A 22,388-nucleotide genomic window follows, 5' to 3' on the forward strand; every position below is an offset into this window, starting at 1 on the left:
TGTCGTGGGACGGGTGATGGCACACCCGAATCTTGTACGTCAGCGATACTAGAAATAGACTTCGCCTTTGGTAGCAAGAATCCCACTGACGTTAGTCAGCTTGCGGCTTTAGCTGTGGGAGTGTCAAAGATGCTGTATCACCATTAACCTCTAAAACTCCTTGAATGACTTAGATACCTAGTATCATCTCGTGTTTAATAGCTTGTATTATTCTATTAAAGAATGCTTCTTTTAATAAAAAACTAACATCATAAAAGAATTCTCATATATGCTCTTCCTCTCTAAATAAAATAAAAATGAAGGAAGAATTGAAAAGTACAATCCTTCCTTCATTAGTCCTATATATTTTTAAAACGGTAGATCATCATCATTAAAATCTACTTGATTTCCTTGAGCAAATGGATCATCATTTACATGTTCTGACTGCTGCTTATAACTAGGTGAAGTATTAGCTGCACCTGTGTTTTGTTGACATTCTGAACTATTGCGTGTATCTAAAAATTGTACGTTTTCTGCAACTACTTCAGTTACATATACATGCTTTCCATCTTGTCCCTCAAAATTCCGCGTATGAAGACGCCCATCTACGCCTGCTAAACTTCCCTTCTTTAAGAAATTAGCAACGTTTTCTGCCTGTTTGCGCCATATAACACAGTTAATAAAGTCAGCCTCACGTTCACCTTGTTATTTTGCAAAAGTACGATTCACAGCTAATGTGAAAGTAGCTACTGCAACACCGTTAGGCGTGTACCGTAAATCGGGATTTTTCGTCAGACGTCCCACAAGTAATATTCGATTCATCAATCAAAGTCCCCCCAATAATTATAATATTATCTGTAATTAACCTTCTTTTACCGTATCAAATAGTAAGCCGAATACTCGTTTACCCAATACTTTACATTGTGCTTTCAAGCGTTCAATTTGAGTAGCACCAATATGTTTTTTTCCAATATAAAATACTTGTGTTTGGTCTAATTGCCAGACACATTCTTTTCCTATAGCATCTTCAATTGCTGTTACATACTGCGAAATGTCTTCAATGGCCGCATCTTTATTTTTAATAGGTGAAATATATTTACGCACTTCACCATTTGGTAAAATAATAGATGCTGAATAGCGTTTTGCAATTTGTAAATTTCTTTTTCCTCTTGTTTCATCAGAAAACAAAGCTTTATTTAATACACTGCCTGTTTTTGATAAATGTACTTCACCACTTGTAGCATCCATTACTGGAATGTTTACTGTTTTAGCGGTTCTTTGATCAAATATTTGTTTTGTATTAGAATCCCTAGGAGATTCATTCATACAATCTACATTCGTTCTATTTACCTTCTCAAATTTAATAATTTTCTTTTCGTTGAACATAATATTTTCCCCTCACTCTAATAATAGTTATAAATTATTAGTTTGTAATTTACATAGTTCACGAGTCTTAGGACAACACAAAAAGGGCTTTTCCTAAGTCGAATGATTCAAAAAGGATACAAAGAAAGTATCTCAATTTGATATTCGGCTCAAGAAAAGCCCTTCTACATGTAAAAGATAAGGTTATAACAAATATAACAAGTATCTCATTTCCTCATACACTCAACTGTCTGCCATTGGCAAAAAGACAGGAAACAAAGTAAACGATAAACTAAGAAATACATTTTAATTTTATATTAAGAATTAATAATTAGCAATAGGCTAAATTGAAGTTCCCTTTGCTAAAAACCTAATATAATAAGAAATTCTATTATATAAAAAGATAAAAGATAAAACTATTATAGTCCCTCAAAAGTGGTGTTAAATACTTGATAAATAAGGGTTTCTGCAATTTTCTATCATATAAAATCACAAATTCAATAAACTGGTAATGTATTATTAGTGTTTATTGCAATAATACATCTACAAATAATCATAAATACAAAACATGAAACCTACAAAAATACATCAAAAAAATAATACAGTTAATATTAAATTTATACATATAGAACATGATTTAGTTATTAACTATTTTTCCACAAAATAGAGAAAAATGTTCACATTTTATGCACACTATGATTTATTTACTCCCATTACTCAATATATAAACATTATTCAGAAACTATTTGATGATTTTTTGTAGTTTTAGGATATAAAGACTATAACTACGGGATTTATTCTAAAATGTTATTCAGAATAGGATGTTTTTATAAACATATAAACATAATTTATTATTTTTTTTAAGATTTTTTGTAGATATAAATGAACATTTTAGGTGCATTTTAAATTATTTATTAACAGCAACTACATTGAGTGTTTCTATTTCACAAGAGACTATACAAATTTATGTATAAAAAAGCTCCAGTGTTCATGGGTAGTTGTGGTCCTATCATGAAATCTGGAGTTTAACTTTGTTTTATTTCGCCTTACTGCAACGTCAAATAGCCCTCTTCATTTGAATTTTTTCAAAAAAGAGAGCTATTCATAGTTATATTGCTTGCATAATCTCAGAAGCTGCAAACGCTTCTCTACCGTTATGTGTATATTCTTCAATAGTATTAATAAAATCAATTAAACTGAAGTTATCTGGTACCTCTATTACTCTAATTTGCTCTTGTGGTAATTTATCAATTCTTTCAATAAACATTTCTCGTACATCACTAGGGATTGGGCCCATTTTATGTCCTCTAGCTTTTAATAATTCTCTTATTTCAAGTTCAAGTGCAAGATATGTGTTTACATTTACACCTTGTTCAAACGCATACTTTCTAAATAAAGATTCCTCTTGATATTTTAGATGGTGCTTCTGATATATCTCTTCTGTTACTGGAACCGTATATTCACTGTGTAGCAGTTCATAAGCTTTATTAAACAGTTTCTTTACAGTATGTAGAGAATAAGTTGAATAATGCTTAGCAAAATCAAATATTGCTTGTTCTTGCTGTTCCTTCGCTACATTATGTGTAATAAGAGAATAGATACCTGCTTTTGCAGCAGCGTCTTGTACACGATATGATGCGGATTGAATTAATAGTTTCTTAAGTGTATAAACTAAGTTGCTAGGGTATTCTTCCTCTCTATGAATCATGTCACGTAACCCACGAAGAACTTGACGAATCTGACGGTGACAAGTGTACTTTAAAATATTAATAAAGTAGTTCATATCTTGCACAAATTCCCCGATATTCAATTCATTTAATACCCCCTCAATGAAACGAGCCTTACGCGCATAACCAACTCTAGGTGTAATCGGATCACGATACTCTTCACCAGCTTCTCGATCACAAAGAAAATCCGAATGAATAGAAAGGTACATAGTAGTATATGTCCTAACATTTTTCTTTCCCTTTTCTAGTTTGCAAATTTTAAATAGTGGTGCACCAGTACATGGAAATGTTTGAGTAAGTTCATTCATTACTTCTCGAATTTGATGAGGGTACTTTTTATGTAAGAAACGATACATACCACCAAAGTGTGTTGAGTTTCCGTTTTCATCTTGTTTAAAAAGTGAACGTTTTAATGTTGTTTCACGTTTTTGTTGCATAGCAACATCTAAAAATAGTTTCTTAGCAGCAATGGATAGACTAAAGAATTGCTTTGTGAACACAACTGGATTAATGAATGTATAAGGGTTTGATTTCTTTGTTTCGTCATTCATAAAATGAGTTAACTTAATCGTACACTTACCACTAAGCTCTTTTTGAATAGAAACGATATTATGTATGCACAACTTTTTAAGCGCAATATAGAATTGCGAATGTTGTATAAATGCTAGTTCCTCTTTATACTTCTTGTATTCTTCCCACAACATATGAATGGAAACATGAGAAAGAACACCGAAAGTATTGCATTTTTTATGAAGGAAAATGAATACTTCAAGATCGGCGTTGGTTATACCGTATAATTTATGTTTACGTTCATTGTTGCGTATATAAGTTCTACCAGACAGAAGTGAAAAAGATGGTTTTGCTTGTTCAACAAAATTGTCTTCATCTGCAATACGTTCCTCGTAAGACATATGATTAATAATGTCTTCAAGGTATGTATCTGTATAGCTATAATACTTTCCCTCGAAGGCTTCTACTAACTTTTGCCACGACTTAATTGTAATTAATACTGGTGTAGTAGCTTGTCCTTCTAAACTACGTTTATTCTTAAGTACAAATGGCTTTCCCATCTTTTTCACCTCCTAGTCTTGTTTCATAACATAATGACCTAAAATTAGACATAAAATATCATTCTTGATTATATCAAATTGAAATTAGCAAAATTTGCCCCCTTTAAGAGAAATCTTCAAAACATGCAACACCCTTCAATCCTATGTGTACCAAGGGATTGCGAATTTAGTTAAAAATTTTTTATGTCAAGGATACCGCAAAGAGGTGTTGCATGTTTTAAAATGAGTTAATTTTGAATGAAATCATTCATCATCCCTTGATATACATAGATTCTTTATGTATTTCATATACGAAGATAGGTATAGGATACCGCAAAAGTGTTGCATGTTTTGATAAATGATTAGAAAGATAAAATATCTAGTTAAACCGTTGATACATATATATTTTATTGGAATTTAGTTTTAAAAATAGGGTAAGGATACCGCAAAAAGGTGTTGCATGTTTGAGGGATTTTACGTCAAGGATACCGCAAAAAGGTGTTGTAAGTTCAGAATATTTTAAATATAATTAGTTTTGGTCTATAAGTCCTTGATATATATAGTTTTTTGATATATTCCATATGAAAAAATAGGTATAGGATACCGCAAAAGTGTTGCATGTTGTATTTTTTCTATTTTTAACATAGAAACCTTATAAGTCTATGATATATAAGGGTTTATAGGAGTTTTTGTATAAAAAAATAGGGTAAGGATACCGCAAAGAGGCACTGCAATTTTCAGTGGAAAGCACTAAAAAAAATTTTAAAAGTAAAAATTAATATAAATTATTGAGGTAAAGTAGCAACCGTTATATGTGATAATGTTGCATGTTTAAGAAAATAGGGTTAGCATACCGCAAAGGTTTTATATGCGGTTATAAATTTTATCAAATTGAGAATGCTTCATAACATCTAAATGAAGGGATTATTCAGATAATATTGCGTTTTATATTGTATTGGGATAGGATACCGCAAAGATGTTGCAAAATTTGATAGGATAACAATATAAATACTTGCAGTAGCTTATAATTTATAAGATATTAGGGAAAGAACATGACAAAAGTGTTGCATCTTTTGCACTATAGGTAGTAGATACAGCAAAAATGTAACTTGAATAATAGATGTTTAGTATGTATCTTTACATGAATATTAAGGAGGTGCTCCATAATGGATCAATTTATACACAATTTTAATGATGCTCTTTTAATATCGGAGCCACTTTATAAGAACAATGAAGTTTTATGGACAAAATGGAATAACTATGTTGAGGATGCGAAATCAAATAGTACAAAAATTATAACATCACAATACGCCTCCCCTTCTTTTAGTGCACTTTTAGTATGGGTTATGAGAAAGCAAGAAGAAGGAGAATCATTATTACATATTTACAAGAACATAGAAATGTACAAAGATGAAATTCATCGGCAAGTGGGACCGATTATACGAGACGAGTTTAAAGAGGATATAGTCTTTAATGATAATGATGCGCAGCAGGAAATTGTAGAGAAAGTAGAACCCGCGCTAATTGAACATGAAGAAGATTATTATGCAGTAAATAATTCCTCGGTTTACTATAAATTAAGGGATGGTATTGCAAAGAATAACTTTGAAGAGGACCAAGATAGAAAAGTATTACAGTATGAAATTGAAACTAAAGGTCAAAGTAGTATTGCTCAATTATCATCTCATAAGGATGGTGATTTAAGGATCCGTAATACAGAGGAAGCTGCTCGTTGGACAACCCTTATGAATGATGTAATGAGCAATATGGATGATTTAACTGCAGATTGTTTAGATGCAATTACAATTCAATGGCTTAACCAAGCAAAGTCACCAGAGGATTTTATTGATTTTTCATATGAACAAGTATTAGAAATGTGCAGTATTCCTAAAACAGTTGTAGGGAAAAATGAATATTACCGAGCAGAAGATAAAATAAAAGTTGCTAAGCGTCTCGCAGCTTTGGCTAGTATCTTTATTTATTTAAATGATGATAACGAAGTAGTCGTTTTAAATGAAGAAGATAGCGAAAAGGTTGAGGTTAAGCGTGAAGTGATTAAACGATTATTTGTACTCGATTCGGTTGTACTTTGGAGACATAACACTACAAATGAATATATGGGAATAGAATCATGCCGAATTAAACCAGGAAGCTTCTTAACAAGTTACCTATACGGTTCAGCTAATACAACAGCATTATTATCGAAAAAAGCACTGGAATACAATAGTTATCGATATAAGTATCATAAAAGGCTTATTAGATATCTAACATGGCAATGGCGGATCAGACAGGTTTATGTTTCATTAAGCAAGCCTTTTTCTATCGGTGGTGAAAAAGGGTTATTAGCTGTGTTGGACATCCCAAAAACATGGAAACCTAATAGAATTAAGGAACAGCTAGAAGATGTGCTTATGGATTTAGAGCGAGAGCAAGTAATTTCAAAATGGGAATACAGTGAGCCCTTAGATGAAGAAAAAATCGGTAAAAAGAATTGGTTTAAGAATTACTATGCAAAATTAGGAATAACAATATTACCTCCTCATGAATTACTGGAGCAGATGGAGAAATATGTTGATAAAAAAGTAATAGATTATAGCGAAGTTCCGTCGGTTAAGGTCAAAGAAACAAAAGTTTCAAAAGAAAGTCCAGAAACAGATATGGAACTGATTCGTAATAAATTAATAGAGGTACAAACAAAACAAAAAATTAGTATTAGGGAGATAGCTGAAGAAATCTCTTTATCCCCTTCTACACTCTCACGCTTTTGTAATAAGAAAACAAAGCGAATGTCTAAACAAGCTATGGACAAGCTTTCTAAGTGGTATGAGAGAAGAAAACTCATCGAGAGCTTATAAGGTCCTACAAATTAATCCTCTACATCATTGTAAACGTTATGAGGTAGAGGATTAATTTATTTGGATTAAAAGTGTTTCATCTTTTGTGGGATGGTAATCAATATGGTAGAAGTGTTTCATAATACGTTTCATCTTTCGTTAATTGGTAATTAATTTGAAGGTTGAAAATGTGTCTTTAACTAATGTTACGATCAGTGAAATAAATTTGGTGGCCTTATATCCCTATTTGATTTTCGAATTTTCAAATAAATGTTTAATTTTATACCAAGTTATAGTATGTTTATAATTGGTAACTTATTTTAAAAATATGGAAAAAGGAGATGGGTTATTATGGATGGATTATGGGAAGTAATTAGTAATATGGTCAAAAATGGAGAGATGAATCAATCTGAGTTAGCTCTTGTTGAATCATCACTAAATCCTGAGCAATATGCTGCTTTAGAAGAACATATATTAAGAGGGGAAAATTCTAGTAATCAATGGCGCTAAGGAAAAACTTTATAGTTAGCAGCATCTCATTTTTATACTAAACAAGATTGGAAAAGGTTGAGATAAAATAGCTAGTTTTATAACTCTATAAATCTTTAGAACTTTATAATAAATATTTGATTTTCTCCCAAAGCATAGTACGTCTTTAATTGGTAACTTATTTTTTAGAATATGGAAAAAGGAGATGGGTTATTATGGATAAATTATGGGAAGTAATTAGTAATATGGTCAAAAATGGAGAGATGAATCAATCGGGGTTGGCTCTTGTTGAATCATCACTAAATCCTGAGCAATATGCTGCTTTAGAAGAGCATATATTAAGAGGTAATAATGGTAGGATTGGTTGGTTATAAAGAAAAACTTTATAACTATCTTACATCCTATTGTGAAAATAATATCCTAGATAATGAAATGAAAGATGTAATTCATACATTGCTCCATAATAGAGGCAAGATATTCAACAGTAACGATGACTTTGTTTGGAGTGAATTTTATTTATTGTACTCTCTAATTTTTATAAACGAAGATGAATTAGAATCACATTTCCCAATTGCTGCTGCTATAGAGTTATTGATTTTAGCAACTGACATAATGGATGAAATTAGTGACAATGAGACAAAGGGAGAAAATATATCTCAATTAGGTGTACCTAAAGCGTTAACAATAGCAAATGCTTTATTAATTGAAGCATTCGTTTTACTACTAAAAAATCGAAGTCATTTGGATTTAGTTTTTGATGAGTTACGTAATGCATCTATTGGACAATGGAAGGATATTTCATTTACTTTATCTCCAGAAAACATTGTAACAGAACAGGAATATTTTGAAGTGATAAATATGAAGTCAAGTTCATTAGTAAGGTTATTATTTAAGGTAAATGGTTTTGATAAAAACAAACATCATAGTCTGATAGAAGCAGCTACAAATATAGGGATTGCTGGGCAATTGAAAAATGATGCCACGGATATATTTGTACCAGAAAAAAATGATTTATTCCACTTAAAGGCTACTCTTCCACTAATTAAAGCTGTAGAGTATAGTTCCCAACACGAAAATGGAGATCTAATAAAAAAATTAATATCGCTAAGAGAAACACAGTCCACTGAAATCTTAATTGATATTCAAAAATATATAAAGAATGTTGGGGCTATTGATTACACGCTAGTTCTCTCAAAAATTCATATGAATAACGCTATTACTCTCATTGAAAAATATCGAAATAATTCCAACTCAAATTTCGTAGAATACTTAGTTAATTATTTACTAAGATGATAATACATTATCTACTATTGAGTCCTTATCTTGCTAGTTAAATAAAATAAAAGAAAAGATGTTGGTTTGGAATAAAGCTTGATTAAAAGCAGCTCACAAAACCTTGTTCTACAGAAAATAAAACGAATCCAATTTGAAAAAAGTTTAATCAATTTGGATTCGTTTCTTTATGTTCCTCTGTTGGTTTAGAATAAAGTTTGATTAAAAGTAACTTTAAACCCTTAATATCACGACATAACAAAAGCCATTCTTTTGAATAAAGCTTGATTAAAACGATGGCTCTCTTTAGTTTTAGAACTATTTTTTATAAAAAAGTTTGATTAATTTAATGCTCCTTATTTAACTAAAGCGCCCTATTACGGAAAATCAAAGATTTTTGAATACAGCTTCCACTCATTGAACTTAGAACTCTGTTAGTTTAAATAGTCTTATTTTATTAAAGTTATACTACAAACAAATTTTTCCTTTATTTATCTGGAACAATACTTTTTAAGCTGTTCGGGTGATAAATTCTCTGTACGTTCAACATTTGTAACAGTTATCCCATCAGGTATATCGGTAAGTCTTAAACGAAACAAATCATAAGGAGGATCGTGAGCTTTTTCATACGTTACTACTTTAATGGTTAATTCATGGCGACGATTTCCACCAAGTCTTTTTATATCAGTAATTCGTTCACACATAGACAATGTGTTAGTAACTTCTAAAATGTATGGAAGATACCTTACAATTAATGCTTCTTCCAAAAGTTCCTCTCTTGTGGGTTCATTTTGAGCATGGACTTTAGTTATTATTAAAAATAAAAATGTAATACTTAGTATTAAAATTAAAGGTCTTCTCATGGAATATCACCATCCACTATTCTCTTAATGGGGGTAGAAGGAGCAACCGTGCCGGGAAGTGCAAAGTAGCTTTCAATAAATGTATTTATAAAAAGGGACACAATTTTTTTACTTCTATGTTTCCTTTGATTGATAGCTCAATAACAATAAACTTTCTCTGCCATAACACTTTATAGGGGTGGTGACAGGGTTGCCGTCATAGACCGCAAAGTAAAAATAAAGAAATTTCACTTCTGTGTTTCTTCAAGTTTCCTCTGATTGATGGCTCAATAATAACAGAAGGAATATTGATGAGTATCCATATGACATTGAAGATGCTATAGATTCTTTAAAATATACAGCTAACTTCTGTATAGGAGTACCTCCTGCAAAAGAGAAAAACCCCACGTTAAGCAAAATTCGACATGAAAATAAGCTATTTCAACAACGCTAAGCGTTTTTATAAAGGTATACCTTGTTAAACAAAAATCTATGTTAGGAAGAACTTTGAATTATCAAGTTTGTAAAGGTGATGAAATAGCATTTTTAAACGTTTATAAATATCGAAAATCTTTATAAACCCCTTAACGGTGTTTTTTCCCTAATCCCCCTTTTTTTAAATTCTGTTGCTATCGAGATATTATTCATGTATTATTTAAAGTAAATATTTTACTTTATCATTTTAAAAAGAGGAGAGTGCCAAGATCATGAAGAAAAAATCAATGAAATTTTTATCAAATGGATATGGGTACTCAACTGCTGTTTTTTTCTAAAATCATTTTTATAGGGTGAAGTGTGTCTAAAAATGATATAGAAGAAACCGCAGTTATTTTTTTATGATGAGGTGGAATAAATGAGAAACGGAATAATTACTAGAAAAAACCCAACAAATATGCCAGAACCAGTAGGAAACTATACGCATATTACTAAAATCCCTAGAAACGCAGAGTTATTTGTATCATCAGGACAGATTGGGATAAATCAGGACGGCCAATTCCCAAAGATTATGAATGAACAAATCAGTAATACTTTCCAAAATATAAATAAAGTTTTGGAATCTGAAGAATTAACTGCTGCTAACATTATAAAGGTGAATATATGGGCAACAGAAGAAATCGATTGGGAATACATGGATTTTGAATGGGAACAAGTATTTAATACTGAATACCCAGCAATGACAATTGGATATATTTCAGAATTAGGATTACCCGAGATTAAAATTGAAATAGAAATATGGGCAGCTAGACCATAATATAAATACACACTTCATTCCATTTGAAGGGCAGTTAGCTTTTGCTAGCTGTTCTTTTTTGTTTCATCTTGGGTGTTTTTACCCATCCCCCGAAAAAGGGGGATAAGACAAAATATACCAAATAGATAATGAATAGATGTGTCTAGACGAGATACATGTAAAAATGAGTCATAGTATTCATTTCTATGTATTTTTTTATTAAATAAACAACTAACTTATGATAAACAAAAACCAATTCCCTGTGTAGATAATTGGTTTTTGTTTCAGTTTATATTAGCTCGAAAAAAACACTGAGAAATTTAGACAATTTTATACCATAGGGGTTTATTAAAGGTAAAGAAGATGAAAAATACTATATAAATGAGATACTGTCAAATTATTTCTATAAATTCCGCCTGACCACATGTAACAAAAACGACCGTTTATGGTATTAAACAAAGAAGAACAGCTATTTCATTAGTATTAAAGACGATGTGACGGACTAGAGCAGCAACCCTGTGATTAAGCCCGTTAGATATATAAATCGAGTTATTGAAGAAAAATGGTCTCAAGAAAAAATAAAAAGGGAGATTCATATTAAAGAGTATGAAATTCAGGGATTAAAAACATTATTAAAGTAAACTTAATTACGATTTTTATAAAAAGTAAATGAGTAAAAAAGAAGCATCTAGTTCATATGCTTCTTTTTTTTCTGTCCACTTATATGATGTTTCTCTTTAGAATTTATTTATAGTAGACTTGTCCTCCAGAAGGTGAAATGTCGTAGTTGCTTCTATTTTGAAGTTTAATACTGTAACTACCTCCTGAATTTGAGAGGTGTCCAACAGGGATATTTAATCCACCTGTAAAACTACCATTAACTACAGCTTGTCCAGTATATGTGTTATCTTGATATAAACGAACTGCCATTCCGTTTACTTGCTTAACGGCTATTACATGTACACTTTGAGGTTGATAAAACGTTCTGCCACCAGCAACCCAAATACTATCACTGAATGATGTTTTGGGAAAGTTATAAACTTTAAGATTAGCAGCCATTAATTTTTCAATAGCTTCTTTTTGAGAATTAAGTAGGTTTTTATTACTAGAGCTGGTTAAGATATTATTTTCATCATAATAATTGACACCTAATTTCTCTCCAGATACTTCAGGTAATAAAAAATTGGGAACCATTACATGTTGGTTAAATTGTTTTGCTTCCTCTTCAGAATAGGTTTTAATCAAATTGTCATCTTTGTCGTAAATCTCTATAAGTAATTTTTCATTATTCATTTCAGATGATTGTTCATACTTCACTTCTTTTGTAGGTTTGATTACAGTAGAAGATGAAGTGTCTCCATATGCAGCACTAGTAGGTATTAGTAGAGATGTAGATACTCCAATTAAAGCAATTTTAGACAAATATCTTTTGCTCATAAACTCCCTCCTATATTCTTATATACTTACATGCTAACACGATGCATACAATATTTAACACATTTTCTTTCTGAAAAATTCTTAATCTGAGTGTTATGTCATTTAGTTGACGACTCTGTAAGAAGAACTTTGAATTGTTAGGCGCTCCTTCATATTTAACTTGAATGTCCCATATGGATTTACATGAGCATAGATAAGTGGTGTTAAGGCTCTAAAATCCTCTGGTAATGCTATATTAGTCTGCTCCAACTACCCATACCTCTTTGCAACGCAATCGATCTCGTAAAGCTTGAAGAACACAAATTTCATAATTCACTCGATTAATTCGATTTGCTTCTTTACCAATGACTGTATCAATCCATGCTGGTTTTACAACATTGGTTTCAAGAAGCGTTAGCCTTTACTAAGCTAATTTAGCTGTAACAAAATACTGTATCAAAAATAATTCGTAACATTATTTATCACAATCCTTTTTGTTACGCTAGAAACCCTTTTATATCAATCTTTCTTTTTCTTAGCGTGGGTTTTATGTTAGTACGTTGGCTGTACCCCTACTAATACATATACCTGTTATACTTTTATCTTATATGATAGTTAATCTTTATTATTATTTCTTGGAAAGAAGGGAATCTTATGATTGATTGTGTTTCTTTATTAGAAAGTTATGTTTGTGAGCAATTGTCTTTAGATGAATTTTTGGATTCTTTATTTGATTTGGCTGTTAGGGATTTTCGTGATAAAGAGAATTCTACATCAGTTAATGATTGTATCAAGATTGTTTTTATTAGTACTAATATGCATAAAGAGTTAGATAAATTTATTGAAAAGTATTTAGTTATAAAACCAGATTCGGAAATTTTTAGATATGATTATTTTCCAATTAATGCATCTACTTATGATGTGAATGGTGATTTGCCTATCGTTGACAGACTAAAAGCTGAGATGAGAGATGCGATTTATCTTATTTTGTTAGGGACCATTGAAACGAAAGATAAGAAAGAGTTTAAAAATATTTGTTCTGATTGGGAAGAAGTATTTTTTATAATTTGGGCAAGTCGTGTTGAAGAAGTTAAAAAATCATTTGCATTAGCTCATAGTAAAAGAGAAATTTAAGAGTAGTAGTCTCAGTACCGGCGTTGCTGTAATCAGGAGCAAACTAAAATGGTGATTTTATAGCAAACAATAAGAAAAGAAGACGGTCATTCCGTCTTCTTCATCTATTACCATTTAACATCAGATGATTTATAAGCATAGGAGCCTTCTAATGTTGTTGTGCCAGTATGCAATTGCAGGTCATACATTCCAGACCTTACTCCTTGAGAGATAGTATCATTACTTCTCCAATCAAGAACTTTACCGGGTGCAATCTTTACACCATCTATATAAATCTTTTTTGTGTCTCTATGTACAAGATCAACCTTCATGTCAGTTTTACTTGTATTTGCAATATATACCTTAAGATGACCATATCCTCCAGTTACACTGAATTCTATGTTCTTATATCCTGATGTTTCATAGAGAGGAGAGCCTCCTTTATCTTTTACCTCTGCACTAGCGTTTGTAGGAAATGACATTGTAGCAGTCGCGCCTACACCAAAAGCTAAACCTAAAGAAAATAATACTGGAGCCATTTTTTTCATTTTCATCTTTTATTCCCCCTTTTGATAATTGGTACACCTTAACTATACTTATAATTACAGACATTTTTAATATATAGATTTTTTTATCAATAATGTATGGAATATTCAGGGGAATATTGAGAAAAGAGACTCTATGATGAGTCTCTTCACTTAGGGTAGTTTGTCTTCTCGGGAACGAAGATGACTAACTAAATCTTATCATGATTAGGACAAGTCAACTGTAAAAAAATATGTAAATATATGTAAACGTATGCTAAGATGAAAATTACACAATGGTATTTCTTGTACATGTGATAGCCCACCACTAGGCGGGCTATTTTTTATCTATCAAACCCCTCGGTGTAGCTTTGAAATAAAGTTTGTTCAAAAATACCTTGAAATACCAAGTTTTACGATCAATAAAAAGAGTCCATTTTGAAAAAAGATTGATCAAAATGGATTCTTCTCCAGCAGATTTAAGTTTAGTTTTTATAAAAAAATTTGATCATTTCTACCTATGTTGTTCCACAATCGCGCCCGATTGCGGAATAAGTATGATATTTTTTAGCTAAAGCCCCTTTCATAAGAGATATGCTTAACTACTTCTTCAATTAATTCATCTATTATTGGTAAAGCCTCTTTAGTAGAGTCTTGAATATTCTTCTCAAACATTTTATTTAACCCTTACCCTATCTGCTCTACCTGCTTTTTTACCTGTTATTAATTTCATTAAGCGAGAGTTAAATAAAGTCATTAGAGGATTACCAGTTGATAAATTACTTAAATAACCACTCCATGATGAGGAATATTTGAATGTGTTATAATGGTCTGGTCTGAAAGTTGTTATTTCCAAATCCGACGGTATTAGTAGAATCACGGACATCGAACCTGAAATAATTTGAATTTTCGTAGGTGATAATTTGAAAATTTCAATACAAGAAATAAGTAGAGAACTGGAAGAAGAAATCCTTATTAGGTGTCATGAGGTAGATGAAGAAATACATGAAATCGTAAGTAAACTAAAAACTGAAACCTTCATAATACTCGGATATCAAAATGATAGAGTTCATCGTATTAATTTTAGAGATATCTATTATTTTGAGGCAGTTGACGGAAAGGTTTTTCTTTACCGCAAGGACAAAGTTTTTGAGGTAAAACATAAGCTTTATGAGTTGGAGGAAATATGCAAAGAAAAGGACTTTTTTCGTGCCACCAAATCAACCATTCTAAACATAGCTAAAATTTCGTCCGTTCACCCTTCCCTTAGTGGCCGATTTGAGGCAGTGCTTGATAATGGGGAACGTGCTGTTATATCAAGGCAGTATGTGCCTGTTCTAAAAAAAATGCTTGGATTGTAAAAGGTGGGATACATATATGAAACTTTCTGAATTTGTACAAAACACCATTAGGGATTTCTTGATTATCTTCGCATCTATAGTTATTATTATTACTATTTTAAGACAAATATATTATCCCAATATGGCTTTTGATTTAAAGTCAATTTATATCATTATTGCGTTTTCATTTTTAAGTGCACTAACGGGATTTATTTTATATTCTCCTAATGAAATAAGTGAAAAGAAAATGCGGATAAAAATTGCTATTCATTTTTTCACCTTGGAGATTCTATTGATTACCCTTGGCGGCATTTTTGGTATTTTGAAAAGTGGATTAGATGTAATTACTATGGCACTGCAAATTGCTGTTATCTATATTATAGTTCGTCTGTTGTCATGGAAAAATGATATAGAAGAAGCCCAAAAAATTAATGAAAAACTAAAAACATTTAAGAAAAATGATAATGAGTAGTCAAGAAAATCATTATGCAGTTTTTTCTGCAACAGATTATTTTACGGTAAACTTTATAGTTTACCGATTTTTTTTTGCAACTTATTTGCCTGTAGAAGCAACTTACCGTTTTTCTATATACTTCTTTTCGGCTGCTTATTATGATGAGTTAATAAAAATTGATTGGAAAAGGAGTAACAAAAATGGGAACTTTATTATTAATTATCACTTTGATTTTCGAAATTGTTTCTGCAGTTTACTGTATGGTAACAAAGCAAAACTATAGAAAAATAAAAAATTATATTAGGATTGCTGCATTTATTGCATTTGTAATACTCATACTTTCCTCTGTGATTGTGTGGAGTTTACGCTGGGTAATGTTTGGTATACTGCTTCTCCTATTAGCAGTAAAGGCGACAGTTTCTCTTATCCGTAACAAGGAAAACAAAAAATATAAAGCTTCTAAAATTGTGTGGAAATCCATTGTAATGATAGTTGTAACAGTATTTGCACTTGTACCTGCAATTGTTTTTCCGCAGCATAAATCACCAAAATTAACTGGTGAATATAAAGTTGCAACCACTACTTACACATATACGGATAAAAACCGTATGGAAGAATTTACGGATAAGGAGCAGCACAGATTTGTGAATGTAGGATTTTGGTATCCGAAAAACGGCAATGGTAAATACCCACTTTTGGTGTTCTCACATGGAGCATATGGCATAAAGGATAGCAATAGCTCTACCTATACTGAACTTGCAAGCCACGGTTATGTAGTCGTTTCCATCGATCATCCTTATCATTCCTTCTATACTCGTTCAGAGGATAGAACAGTAACTATGGTCAATTCAGATTTTGGCCATGAAGTCGAAAATAAGAATAAAGGCGTTTACTCGAATGAAGAACTGTACAATATTATTCAAAAATGGATGAAACTGCGAACAGACGACATGAATTTTGTTATTGATACCATCCTTAAAAAAGCCAAAAACGACAATAATTCTCTTTATCAACATATCAATACAGAGAAAATTGGTTTGTTTGGGCACTCAATGGGAGGTGCCGCAAGTGTATGGCTAAGCAGAGAGCGCGATGATGTAAGTGCAGTAGTAAATATCGATGCCCCTTTCTTTAGTGAACTTGTTTATAACAAAGCAGCTGATAATTTTGTAGCAAGCAGCAAAAGCTACACAACCCCACTTTTTAACATTTATTCGGACGATGTTTGGAGACAACTGGATAGTGTTCCTATTTATGTAGCGAACAAACTCAACAATAAACAGTTCGAAGGTGCATATACTACTCATTTTAAAGGGGCAAAACATTTAAGCTTGACCGATTTACAGCTTTTCTCTCCTATACTTACAAATACGCTGCAAGGTGGAAAAGCCAACATTGATCCATATTACTGTATTGAAATGGAAAATGAATTAATTCTTAAATTTTTTGACTATGAATTAAAAGGCATTGGTCATTTCAATCCTAAGAAGACATATTGATTTTGTATCTAAATAGACTTAGATTTGTACAAAATTCCTGCCATAACTGGCTACATAAAGGCAGAACTAGTATAGTTCTGCCTCTTCTATTTAACATAGATTATTATTTTTAAAAAAATTATGAAATACTATATTTCTAAACTCCACTTACTTATGATACGATTCGCCACCATTAATCTTAAACCAAATAAACTCCTAATAAAATGGTTAAATCGGTACCTCCTATTCAACAAAATGGCCCTTTAGTGGAGTAATTTTATTGCTACTTAACAGTTCTTTAATCAAACTTTCAATTCAAAGGTTATTTTCCCTTTCTCTATAAAAACACTCCTTTCAAATCATATCCAAATGGGTAAAACGATACAACTTTTTTATAAACGGTATGAATTTATTTCAAACAGTACATCCTTTTTTAAAACGGTACAACTTTATTTCAAAGCCACACCTGTAAAATAGAAACAGCACTAGATATCCTTTCTAGTGCTGTTTTGCTTACAATAATTTAACTAGTTACTTTTATGTTTGATTTCTTCAATTTCTTCTTTACTTAATCCAGTTAATTCGCAAATAGAATCTACTGAATGTCCCATTTTAAGAAGCTTTACAGCAATTTCTTTTGCTTTAATTGAAGCAGCTTCTTCCTTTGCTCCCTCTATACGTGTTATTTCATCTGACAGATGTTTCTCACGCAATTCATACAATCTTCTAGTTTCGTCGTCCGAAGCTAAAAACATCAATTTATCATTAGCTTGTTGAATCAATTCATCCATTTGGATGACCTCCTTTAACAAAGAGTCGGCAATATCACCTTTTAAGAATAGTAGCCAACAATGCAACGAATTATGCAAATTCTTATCGATCTGTTCAAACTTAGGGAACTCAATAAAATGAATCTCCAATAAATCATTGAGTCTTTGCTTTGATGTATCCTCATACAAATGATATGTCGTATGATAAGGAGATTCTTCAAATAAAGTAAACCCTAATAAGTTAATGGTAACAGTTTTTGATAAGTCTTTGTAGTTTCCTTTTGTTTTAAAGTTTTCAGTATAAAGCTTTGACCAATAAAATAGAGTTCTTTGAATCATATTGTATTGATTAAGCAGCTGTACTTCAATATTTATTTTTTCCCCTGCATACGTTTTCGCTTTGATATCTAAAATACCTTGTTTACTATCTAAAGTTTCTTTTGTTAGTTTTTCTTCCTGAATATCGACATCTACTATATCATAGTTCAAAATTGCATTCAGAAAACTAATTAATAAGTGTTTGTCCTTCTTCTCTCCAAATAACTTCTTAAAAATTACATCATTAAGTGGTCGTAGTCGTTTCATAGTATTCTCCCTTATAAAAAAGAGCACAAAGTACCAGGTATAACGCCCATGGTTCTTTGTGCTCTTTTCATCCTCTGTCTAGTTATTTGAGTCTAGCTCTAAGTACTTCTCTTCGTATAGCGAATCCTCAAGGACTTCACTATTAAATACTACTCTATAAGCGCACTCGTCTCCGCCTAAGCCGTTGACCATAAATTGGATTAACGAATCTTCCTCAGCTAATTTCATCATTGTTTCTAATTTAAATTCTACCATGATATGATTCCCCTTTTATTTTAGTTATGCAACAGTTATAACCTTTATATCTAATAATTTTTGTAGTCGTTCCCATAGAGCAACATCATCATCTAAAGAACAATCTAATAGATTTTCCCAAGCTGCTATTGCTGACTTGTTATAATAGTCTTCATCTTCCCATGTATCAGTATGGACCGTTACAGAAAAGCCAAATGCATAGCTTTCATGAAATATAGGTGTCCACTTTGAAGAGACTGGGGAGTGTTCACTTGCTAATTGACTAATAACATCAGCTATAACCTGTTCATGATCTGTTATGAATTCTTGATTTTCTACTAATAATGTATACATAATTGTCCTCCTAGTATATTTGTTCACTATTATTCTTTAATTGGGACTGCTTTCATAAAACTCTTTTTCGCATGGAATAGAGTAAGATGATGAGAAATAGTCCCTTCATCAAATATTTCATTTATATAATTTGCTACTGCTAAAGCCGCAAATTTATTAGTAATTACCCGCTGTGGTTCAGACTTCGCTAGTTGAGAACAGCTAAGCTGACTCGGTGCAATTTCATCGTTGGAAGTTAGAATTTCTGGGAAAAGGTGAGCTACAGGTTGAAGTACTTCTTCTCCATCTCGTTTTAGTCCAACTACAACTTGGCCGTTATATCCGCTACGGTTGTATTCCTCTAGTTCTGCCGCACTCCAATTCGATTTCTTTCTCTGTTGCCAATCATCAGGAACAGTAGTAGCGGTATTACCAACATCGATGTATAACAGATTCTCAGACTTACAGAAAAATTCATGAAAGATTTTACGTGTAAAATGATTATCTACAGCACCAATTAATATTGGTAATAGCGTGTAGTCATCTGTTCCTTGATTCATTAAGAGCTGCTGTTTTGTATTAAATAGTTCTTCTAGCATCTCTACTTTTTCAATATATTTATTGGTATGATGAGAGATTTGCATAGAGTAAGCAGCACGATATCTTCTAGCAAGAACCTCTGCTTTGGGTTTACCTACATCATTCTTAATAAATAACTGGTTTCCCAAATTGTTGAGTAGGAAGCGAGCGCCTTGTCATATTGTTATGACAGGTTTCTCAAAACCCCTCACCGAACCGTACGTACTCCTCTCAGAGTATACGGCTCTCCATCAATTGCTTGTCAAAGTTATTTTTTCTGTTTTTCGCTACAAGTTCTACTCTCATGTCATAGTGAATTTCATTATGGCAATTCTCACATACGGCTAATGTTTTACGTCTACGGGCAATCATTAATTTTTGCCATTTGGCTTTGCCCTTCTCAACATCTTTTATTTTTCTAACATGGTGCATTACTAGGTTAGAGTCGGTTTTACCACAGTATTCACATTTGTTGGCCGACAATCTATCCATAAGGCTAGTTGTTGACATGTGAACTCTTGGGGCTACCATGTTGTCGATGTTATTTTCTTGTGCTTTCATCTTAGTTATATCAACCGTTCTAAAACCTTCTTTGTAGAAGGAGTGAGAGTGTTGTTTGCCTTTTTTATCTTTGTAATTAACTATGAATACACCGTTTTTGCAATATTTACCCTTAATTTTGCCAATTGAGCTTTTATATTTATTGGCGAACGTTTTATACATGCTGTATTCTAGAACATAACTGAATTTTTGGAGTACCGATGAATTGACCGCATATTTGTAATAGTTGTACATCCCTCTAATCTGCAATACATAATTATTTAGGATTTCTAAATCGTCTAAATGTGCCATTTCCGGTCTATGCTTTGGTTTCCAAGTTTCTCTCCCGTTCACATACTTCATTTCTAAAACATTCAGGTCCAGTAATTTATTTCGCCATGCTTCATGGGGTACTTCAAGTCTTACTTTTAGATTGTGATGTCTTCTTTTAGCACCTCTCACCGAGTATTTGGTAAATAGCTCATTTCTAGTGACATTGACATTGTATCCAAGAAATGTTGCTTTCTTGCTAGAATGGGTGATAAGTGTTTTTTTATCTGATAAAGTTAATTTCAATTCTTCATTGAGGAATCGAGCTATATCAGATTTAATAACTTTGGCATCATTTTTACTACCAATCATCATTACAATGAAGTCATCAGCATATCTAACATACTTTAGAGACTTGAATTTACCCGACATTGGATTGTAGTAGGGACGTTGCCCCCTTTCCTTAATCCATTCGTTGACTTGTTCAATTAATTCTTGAGCTTCATCATGTTTGTCTTGTTCTCTTAGTAAATCCACTTTCTTACGGCCTCTTTTTATTTTGAGGTGTAAGTATTGATATCTTTTATCAACTTCTCTGTCTTTTGGTTGACCTTTTCCGAACTCTTCAACGTATTTTTCCATGTATATATCCAATTCGTTTAGATATATGTTGGCAAGAAGAGGACTGAGAATCCCTCCTTGTGGTGTTCCGCTGAATGTTTTGTGGAATTGCCAATCCTCCATGTATCCAGCTCTTAAGAACTTCCATATTAACCCAAGAAGTGTTTCGTCATTAATACGTTTTCTTAGTAGGCCAATTAGGATATGGTGGTCGATATTGTCAAAGAAACCGTGAATATCACCTTCAATAAACCATTTAGTTCCGTTACCACTCTTTTTAATTTGTTTCAGGGCTGTATGACAACCTCTATTTTTCCTGAATCCATGTGAGTTTTCAGAGAAGTTTGGTTCATAAATAGCTTCTAAGATGTACTTTATTACTAACTGGACAAGTTTATCGTCAAATGTCGGTACACCAAGAGGACGCTTTTTCTTACTGCCTTTTTTATCAATATATACTCGCTTAACAGGAGTAGGCTTATAATTGCCATTTTTAATATTGTTGATGATTTTAGATACTCTATTTTTTGAGAAGCCATCAACAGTGTTATTTATAGTTCCTCTGGTCATATTACCTGGGTTGGCATATATTTCTTCATAACCTTTATAGTAGAATTCTGGATTATAAAGATTTCTATATAATCTCTTAAACTTGTAGTTTTCTTTAATAGCATTCTTCGACAAAGTGTTCAATACATAAACTGGATTTCTCATTAGCATCTCGCTTCCTTCCTGTTTATTATCATCATGAACTAATTGACTACCTTCCTTCGCCATCTTGATTTCACAACCATGACCTAACGTAATTTGTCATACGTCAGTGTGATAGGCTCTCCCTATCTCTGACTACTACGAAGGCTCCGTTACCGTATGGAATATTCCAGAGCTACATTTCTTGGCTTTTGCCTTGAAATCATCCTCTATAGCCATAAATGGCATTTCCACTTAGGTAATCCCCATTTAGTACCTTGTAAATAGTTTGTAGTAATGTCGGTTGGGACTTTCAACCTTTACTAATGTACTTTAGTTGGTTCTCTAGTGTGAAACACATCTCTCTCCAATAAAAATAGATGAAATGAACTAGAGACATATCGTTTCAATGTCAATTTCGATATGGTCGTCGATAAGACCCCTTGATTTATCCTTCACGCAGTTTAGCATTCAACCTTATTTACCACGATACACCTAGAAATTCAGTCGCACTCATGACATTAGAGTGACTTATCCCGTTGTAGCCATGCTACACTCCCCGCTTACTTTCGATTACGGATAAGGCTACCGGTGTCGGGTTATTACCTTGTTTCACTTGACCCGCTGATTTACTAAATCAGAATTTACAAGGC

At 32.2% G+C, this 22,388-nt stretch carries 20 protein-coding genes and 1 pseudogene; 9 read left to right on the top strand and 12 right to left on the bottom strand.

Annotation, left to right across the window (positions count from 1 at the left end; translation table 11 throughout):
* Window positions 1-348: 348 nt before the first annotated feature.
* The 3 genes and pseudogenes from ssb to BAMA_RS15310 form a co-directional block, all read right to left on the bottom strand.
* Window positions 349-804, bottom strand: a pseudogene (gene ssb, locus BAMA_RS15300) (single-stranded DNA-binding protein).
* Between the two features lie 36 nt (window positions 805-840).
* On the bottom strand, window positions 841-1,365 hold the full coding sequence (locus BAMA_RS15305; protein WP_034640644.1) for a DUF6018 family natural product bioysynthesis protein: 525 nt from the start codon (window positions 1,363-1,365) through the stop codon (window positions 841-843).
* 1,087 nt (window positions 1,366-2,452) lie between these two features.
* On the bottom strand, window positions 2,453-4,141 hold the full coding sequence (locus BAMA_RS15310; RefSeq protein ID WP_034640647.1) for a hypothetical protein: 1,689 nt from the start codon (window positions 4,139-4,141) through the stop codon (window positions 2,453-2,455).
* Between the two features lie 1,145 nt (window positions 4,142-5,286).
* Between BAMA_RS15310 and BAMA_RS15315 the strand changes: the two genes are divergently transcribed.
* The 4 genes from BAMA_RS15315 (at window position 5,287) to BAMA_RS15320 (ending at window position 8,736) form a co-directional block, all read left to right on the top strand.
* The gene (locus BAMA_RS15315) at window positions 5,287-6,975 is read left to right on the top strand and encodes a helix-turn-helix domain-containing protein (RefSeq protein ID WP_034640649.1); all 1,689 of its coding nucleotides are present in this window, start codon (window positions 5,287-5,289) and stop codon (window positions 6,973-6,975) included.
* A 330-nt stretch (window positions 6,976-7,305) separates the two neighbouring features.
* Complete coding sequence (locus BAMA_RS24555; RefSeq protein WP_157406015.1) at window positions 7,306-7,464, top strand: hypothetical protein; 159 nt, start codon at window positions 7,306-7,308, stop codon at window positions 7,462-7,464.
* Window positions 7,465-7,658: 194 nt separating this feature from the next.
* Window positions 7,659-7,817: a hypothetical protein gene (locus BAMA_RS24560; RefSeq protein ID WP_157406016.1), complete on the top strand. Its 159-nt coding sequence runs from the start codon at window positions 7,659-7,661 to the stop codon at window positions 7,815-7,817.
* Window positions 7,795-8,736 carry a polyprenyl synthetase family protein gene (locus tag BAMA_RS15320; protein ID WP_051758982.1) on the top strand — a complete coding sequence of 314 codons (942 nt, stop codon included), beginning with the start codon at window positions 7,795-7,797 and terminating at the stop codon, window positions 8,734-8,736. The genes BAMA_RS24560 and BAMA_RS15320 overlap by 23 nt, the downstream gene beginning before the upstream one ends.
* A gap of 470 nt (window positions 8,737-9,206) precedes the next feature.
* On the opposite strand, the gene BAMA_RS15325 is transcribed toward BAMA_RS15320, so the two are convergent.
* Window positions 9,207-9,578 (bottom strand): DUF3888 domain-containing protein, encoded by a 372-nt coding sequence (locus BAMA_RS15325; protein ID WP_051758983.1) that lies wholly within the window; start codon window positions 9,576-9,578, stop codon window positions 9,207-9,209.
* Window positions 9,579-10,410: 832 nt separating this feature from the next.
* Here BAMA_RS15325 and BAMA_RS15330 point away from each other — a divergent pair.
* A complete protein-coding gene (locus BAMA_RS15330) occupies window positions 10,411-10,809 on the top strand; it encodes a RidA family protein (RefSeq protein WP_034640651.1) in 399 nt (132 codons plus the stop codon).
* Between the two features lie 723 nt (window positions 10,810-11,532).
* Here the strand turns inward: BAMA_RS15330 and BAMA_RS23565 are convergent.
* Together BAMA_RS23565 and BAMA_RS24565 are read right to left on the bottom strand one after the other, a co-directional pair.
* Complete coding sequence (locus BAMA_RS23565) at window positions 11,533-12,225, bottom strand: hypothetical protein (protein WP_051758984.1); 693 nt, start codon at window positions 12,223-12,225, stop codon at window positions 11,533-11,535.
* Between the two features lie 102 nt (window positions 12,226-12,327).
* Window positions 12,328-12,474 carry a hypothetical protein gene (locus BAMA_RS24565; protein WP_157406017.1) on the bottom strand — a complete coding sequence of 49 codons (147 nt, stop codon included), beginning with the start codon at window positions 12,472-12,474 and terminating at the stop codon, window positions 12,328-12,330.
* A 384-nt stretch (window positions 12,475-12,858) separates the two neighbouring features.
* On the opposite strand from BAMA_RS24565, the gene BAMA_RS15340 reads away from it, so the two are divergent.
* A complete protein-coding gene (locus BAMA_RS15340; RefSeq protein ID WP_034640653.1) occupies window positions 12,859-13,338 on the top strand; it encodes a hypothetical protein in 480 nt (159 codons plus the stop codon).
* A 107-nt stretch (window positions 13,339-13,445) separates the two neighbouring features.
* Here BAMA_RS15340 and BAMA_RS15345 read toward each other — a convergent pair whose 3' ends face one another.
* Window positions 13,446-13,871, bottom strand: coding sequence for a hypothetical protein (locus BAMA_RS15345; RefSeq protein ID WP_034640656.1), 426 nt, complete (start codon window positions 13,869-13,871; stop codon window positions 13,446-13,448).
* Between the two features lie 893 nt (window positions 13,872-14,764).
* Here BAMA_RS15345 and BAMA_RS15350 point away from each other — a divergent pair.
* The 3 genes from BAMA_RS15350 to BAMA_RS15360 all read left to right on the top strand — a co-directional run bounded on the left by BAMA_RS15350 (window position 14,765) and on the right by BAMA_RS15360 (window position 17,134).
* A complete protein-coding gene (locus BAMA_RS15350; protein WP_034640658.1) occupies window positions 14,765-15,202 on the top strand; it encodes a LytTR family DNA-binding domain-containing protein in 438 nt (145 codons plus the stop codon).
* 16 nt (window positions 15,203-15,218) lie between these two features.
* Complete coding sequence (locus BAMA_RS15355) at window positions 15,219-15,653, top strand: DUF3021 family protein (RefSeq protein ID WP_034640661.1); 435 nt, start codon at window positions 15,219-15,221, stop codon at window positions 15,651-15,653.
* A 182-nt stretch (window positions 15,654-15,835) separates the two neighbouring features.
* A complete protein-coding gene (locus tag BAMA_RS15360) occupies window positions 15,836-17,134 on the top strand; it encodes an alpha/beta fold hydrolase (RefSeq protein WP_034640665.1) in 1,299 nt (432 codons plus the stop codon).
* A 506-nt stretch (window positions 17,135-17,640) separates the two neighbouring features.
* Here BAMA_RS15360 and BAMA_RS15365 read toward each other — a convergent pair.
* From BAMA_RS15365 to BAMA_RS15380, 5 genes are all read right to left on the bottom strand, one after another.
* Window positions 17,641-18,468 (bottom strand): Rpn family recombination-promoting nuclease/putative transposase, encoded by an 828-nt coding sequence (locus BAMA_RS15365; RefSeq protein ID WP_034640669.1) that lies wholly within the window; start codon window positions 18,466-18,468, stop codon window positions 17,641-17,643.
* A 78-nt stretch (window positions 18,469-18,546) separates the two neighbouring features.
* Window positions 18,547-18,723: a hypothetical protein gene (locus BAMA_RS24570; RefSeq protein WP_157406018.1), complete on the bottom strand. Its 177-nt coding sequence runs from the start codon at window positions 18,721-18,723 to the stop codon at window positions 18,547-18,549.
* Window positions 18,724-18,747: 24 nt separating this feature from the next.
* Window positions 18,748-19,056 (bottom strand): hypothetical protein, encoded by a 309-nt coding sequence (locus BAMA_RS15370; protein ID WP_034640672.1) that lies wholly within the window; start codon window positions 19,054-19,056, stop codon window positions 18,748-18,750.
* A gap of 29 nt (window positions 19,057-19,085) precedes the next feature.
* Window positions 19,086-19,679 carry a ubiquitin-activating E1 family protein gene (locus tag BAMA_RS15375; protein ID WP_162176068.1) on the bottom strand — a complete coding sequence of 198 codons (594 nt, stop codon included), beginning with the start codon at window positions 19,677-19,679 and terminating at the stop codon, window positions 19,086-19,088.
* Between the two features lie 166 nt (window positions 19,680-19,845).
* A complete protein-coding gene (locus BAMA_RS15380; RefSeq protein ID WP_338022301.1) occupies window positions 19,846-21,759 on the bottom strand; it encodes a reverse transcriptase/maturase family protein in 1,914 nt (637 codons plus the stop codon).
* Window positions 21,760-22,388 lie beyond the last annotated feature (629 nt).

The sequence above is a fragment of the Bacillus manliponensis genome (genome assembly GCF_000712595.1).
Taxonomy (GTDB): domain Bacteria; phylum Bacillota; class Bacilli; order Bacillales; family Bacillaceae_G; genus Bacillus_A; species Bacillus_A manliponensis.

Excerpts from the sequence above, each read along its gene's own strand:
- BAMA_RS15305 (WP_034640644.1), bottom strand. The coding sequence starts at position 1,365 with ATGTTCAACGAAAAGAAAATTATTAAATTTGAGAAGGTAAATAGAACG.
- BAMA_RS15310 (WP_034640647.1), bottom strand. The coding sequence starts at position 4,141 with ATGGGAAAGCCATTTGTACTTAAGAATAAACGTAGTTTAGAAGGACAA.
- BAMA_RS15315 (WP_034640649.1), top strand. The coding sequence starts at position 5,287 with ATGGATCAATTTATACACAATTTTAATGATGCTCTTTTAATATCGGAG.
- BAMA_RS24555 (WP_157406015.1), top strand. The coding sequence starts at position 7,306 with ATGGATGGATTATGGGAAGTAATTAGTAATATGGTCAAAAATGGAGAG.
- BAMA_RS24560 (WP_157406016.1), top strand. The coding sequence starts at position 7,659 with ATGGATAAATTATGGGAAGTAATTAGTAATATGGTCAAAAATGGAGAG.
- BAMA_RS15320 (WP_051758982.1), top strand. The coding sequence starts at position 7,795 with ATGGTAGGATTGGTTGGTTATAAAGAAAAACTTTATAACTATCTTACA.
- BAMA_RS15325 (WP_051758983.1), bottom strand. The coding sequence starts at position 9,578 with ATGAGAAGACCTTTAATTTTAATACTAAGTATTACATTTTTATTTTTA.
- BAMA_RS15330 (WP_034640651.1), top strand. The coding sequence starts at position 10,411 with ATGAGAAACGGAATAATTACTAGAAAAAACCCAACAAATATGCCAGAA.
- BAMA_RS23565 (WP_051758984.1), bottom strand. The coding sequence starts at position 12,225 with ATGAGCAAAAGATATTTGTCTAAAATTGCTTTAATTGGAGTATCTACA.
- BAMA_RS15340 (WP_034640653.1), top strand. The coding sequence starts at position 12,859 with ATGATTGATTGTGTTTCTTTATTAGAAAGTTATGTTTGTGAGCAATTG.
- BAMA_RS15345 (WP_034640656.1), bottom strand. The coding sequence starts at position 13,871 with ATGAAAATGAAAAAAATGGCTCCAGTATTATTTTCTTTAGGTTTAGCT.
- BAMA_RS15355 (WP_034640661.1), top strand. The coding sequence starts at position 15,219 with ATGAAACTTTCTGAATTTGTACAAAACACCATTAGGGATTTCTTGATT.
- BAMA_RS15360 (WP_034640665.1), top strand. The coding sequence starts at position 15,836 with ATGGGAACTTTATTATTAATTATCACTTTGATTTTCGAAATTGTTTCT.
- BAMA_RS15365 (WP_034640669.1), bottom strand. The coding sequence starts at position 18,468 with ATGAAACGACTACGACCACTTAATGATGTAATTTTTAAGAAGTTATTT.
- BAMA_RS24570 (WP_157406018.1), bottom strand. The coding sequence starts at position 18,723 with ATGGTAGAATTTAAATTAGAAACAATGATGAAATTAGCTGAGGAAGAT.
- BAMA_RS15370 (WP_034640672.1), bottom strand. The coding sequence starts at position 19,056 with ATGTATACATTATTAGTAGAAAATCAAGAATTCATAACAGATCATGAA.
- BAMA_RS15375 (WP_162176068.1), bottom strand. The coding sequence starts at position 19,679 with ATGCAAATCTCTCATCATACCAATAAATATATTGAAAAAGTAGAGATG.
- BAMA_RS15380 (WP_338022301.1), bottom strand. The coding sequence starts at position 21,759 with ATGAGAAATCCAGTTTATGTATTGAACACTTTGTCGAAGAATGCTATT.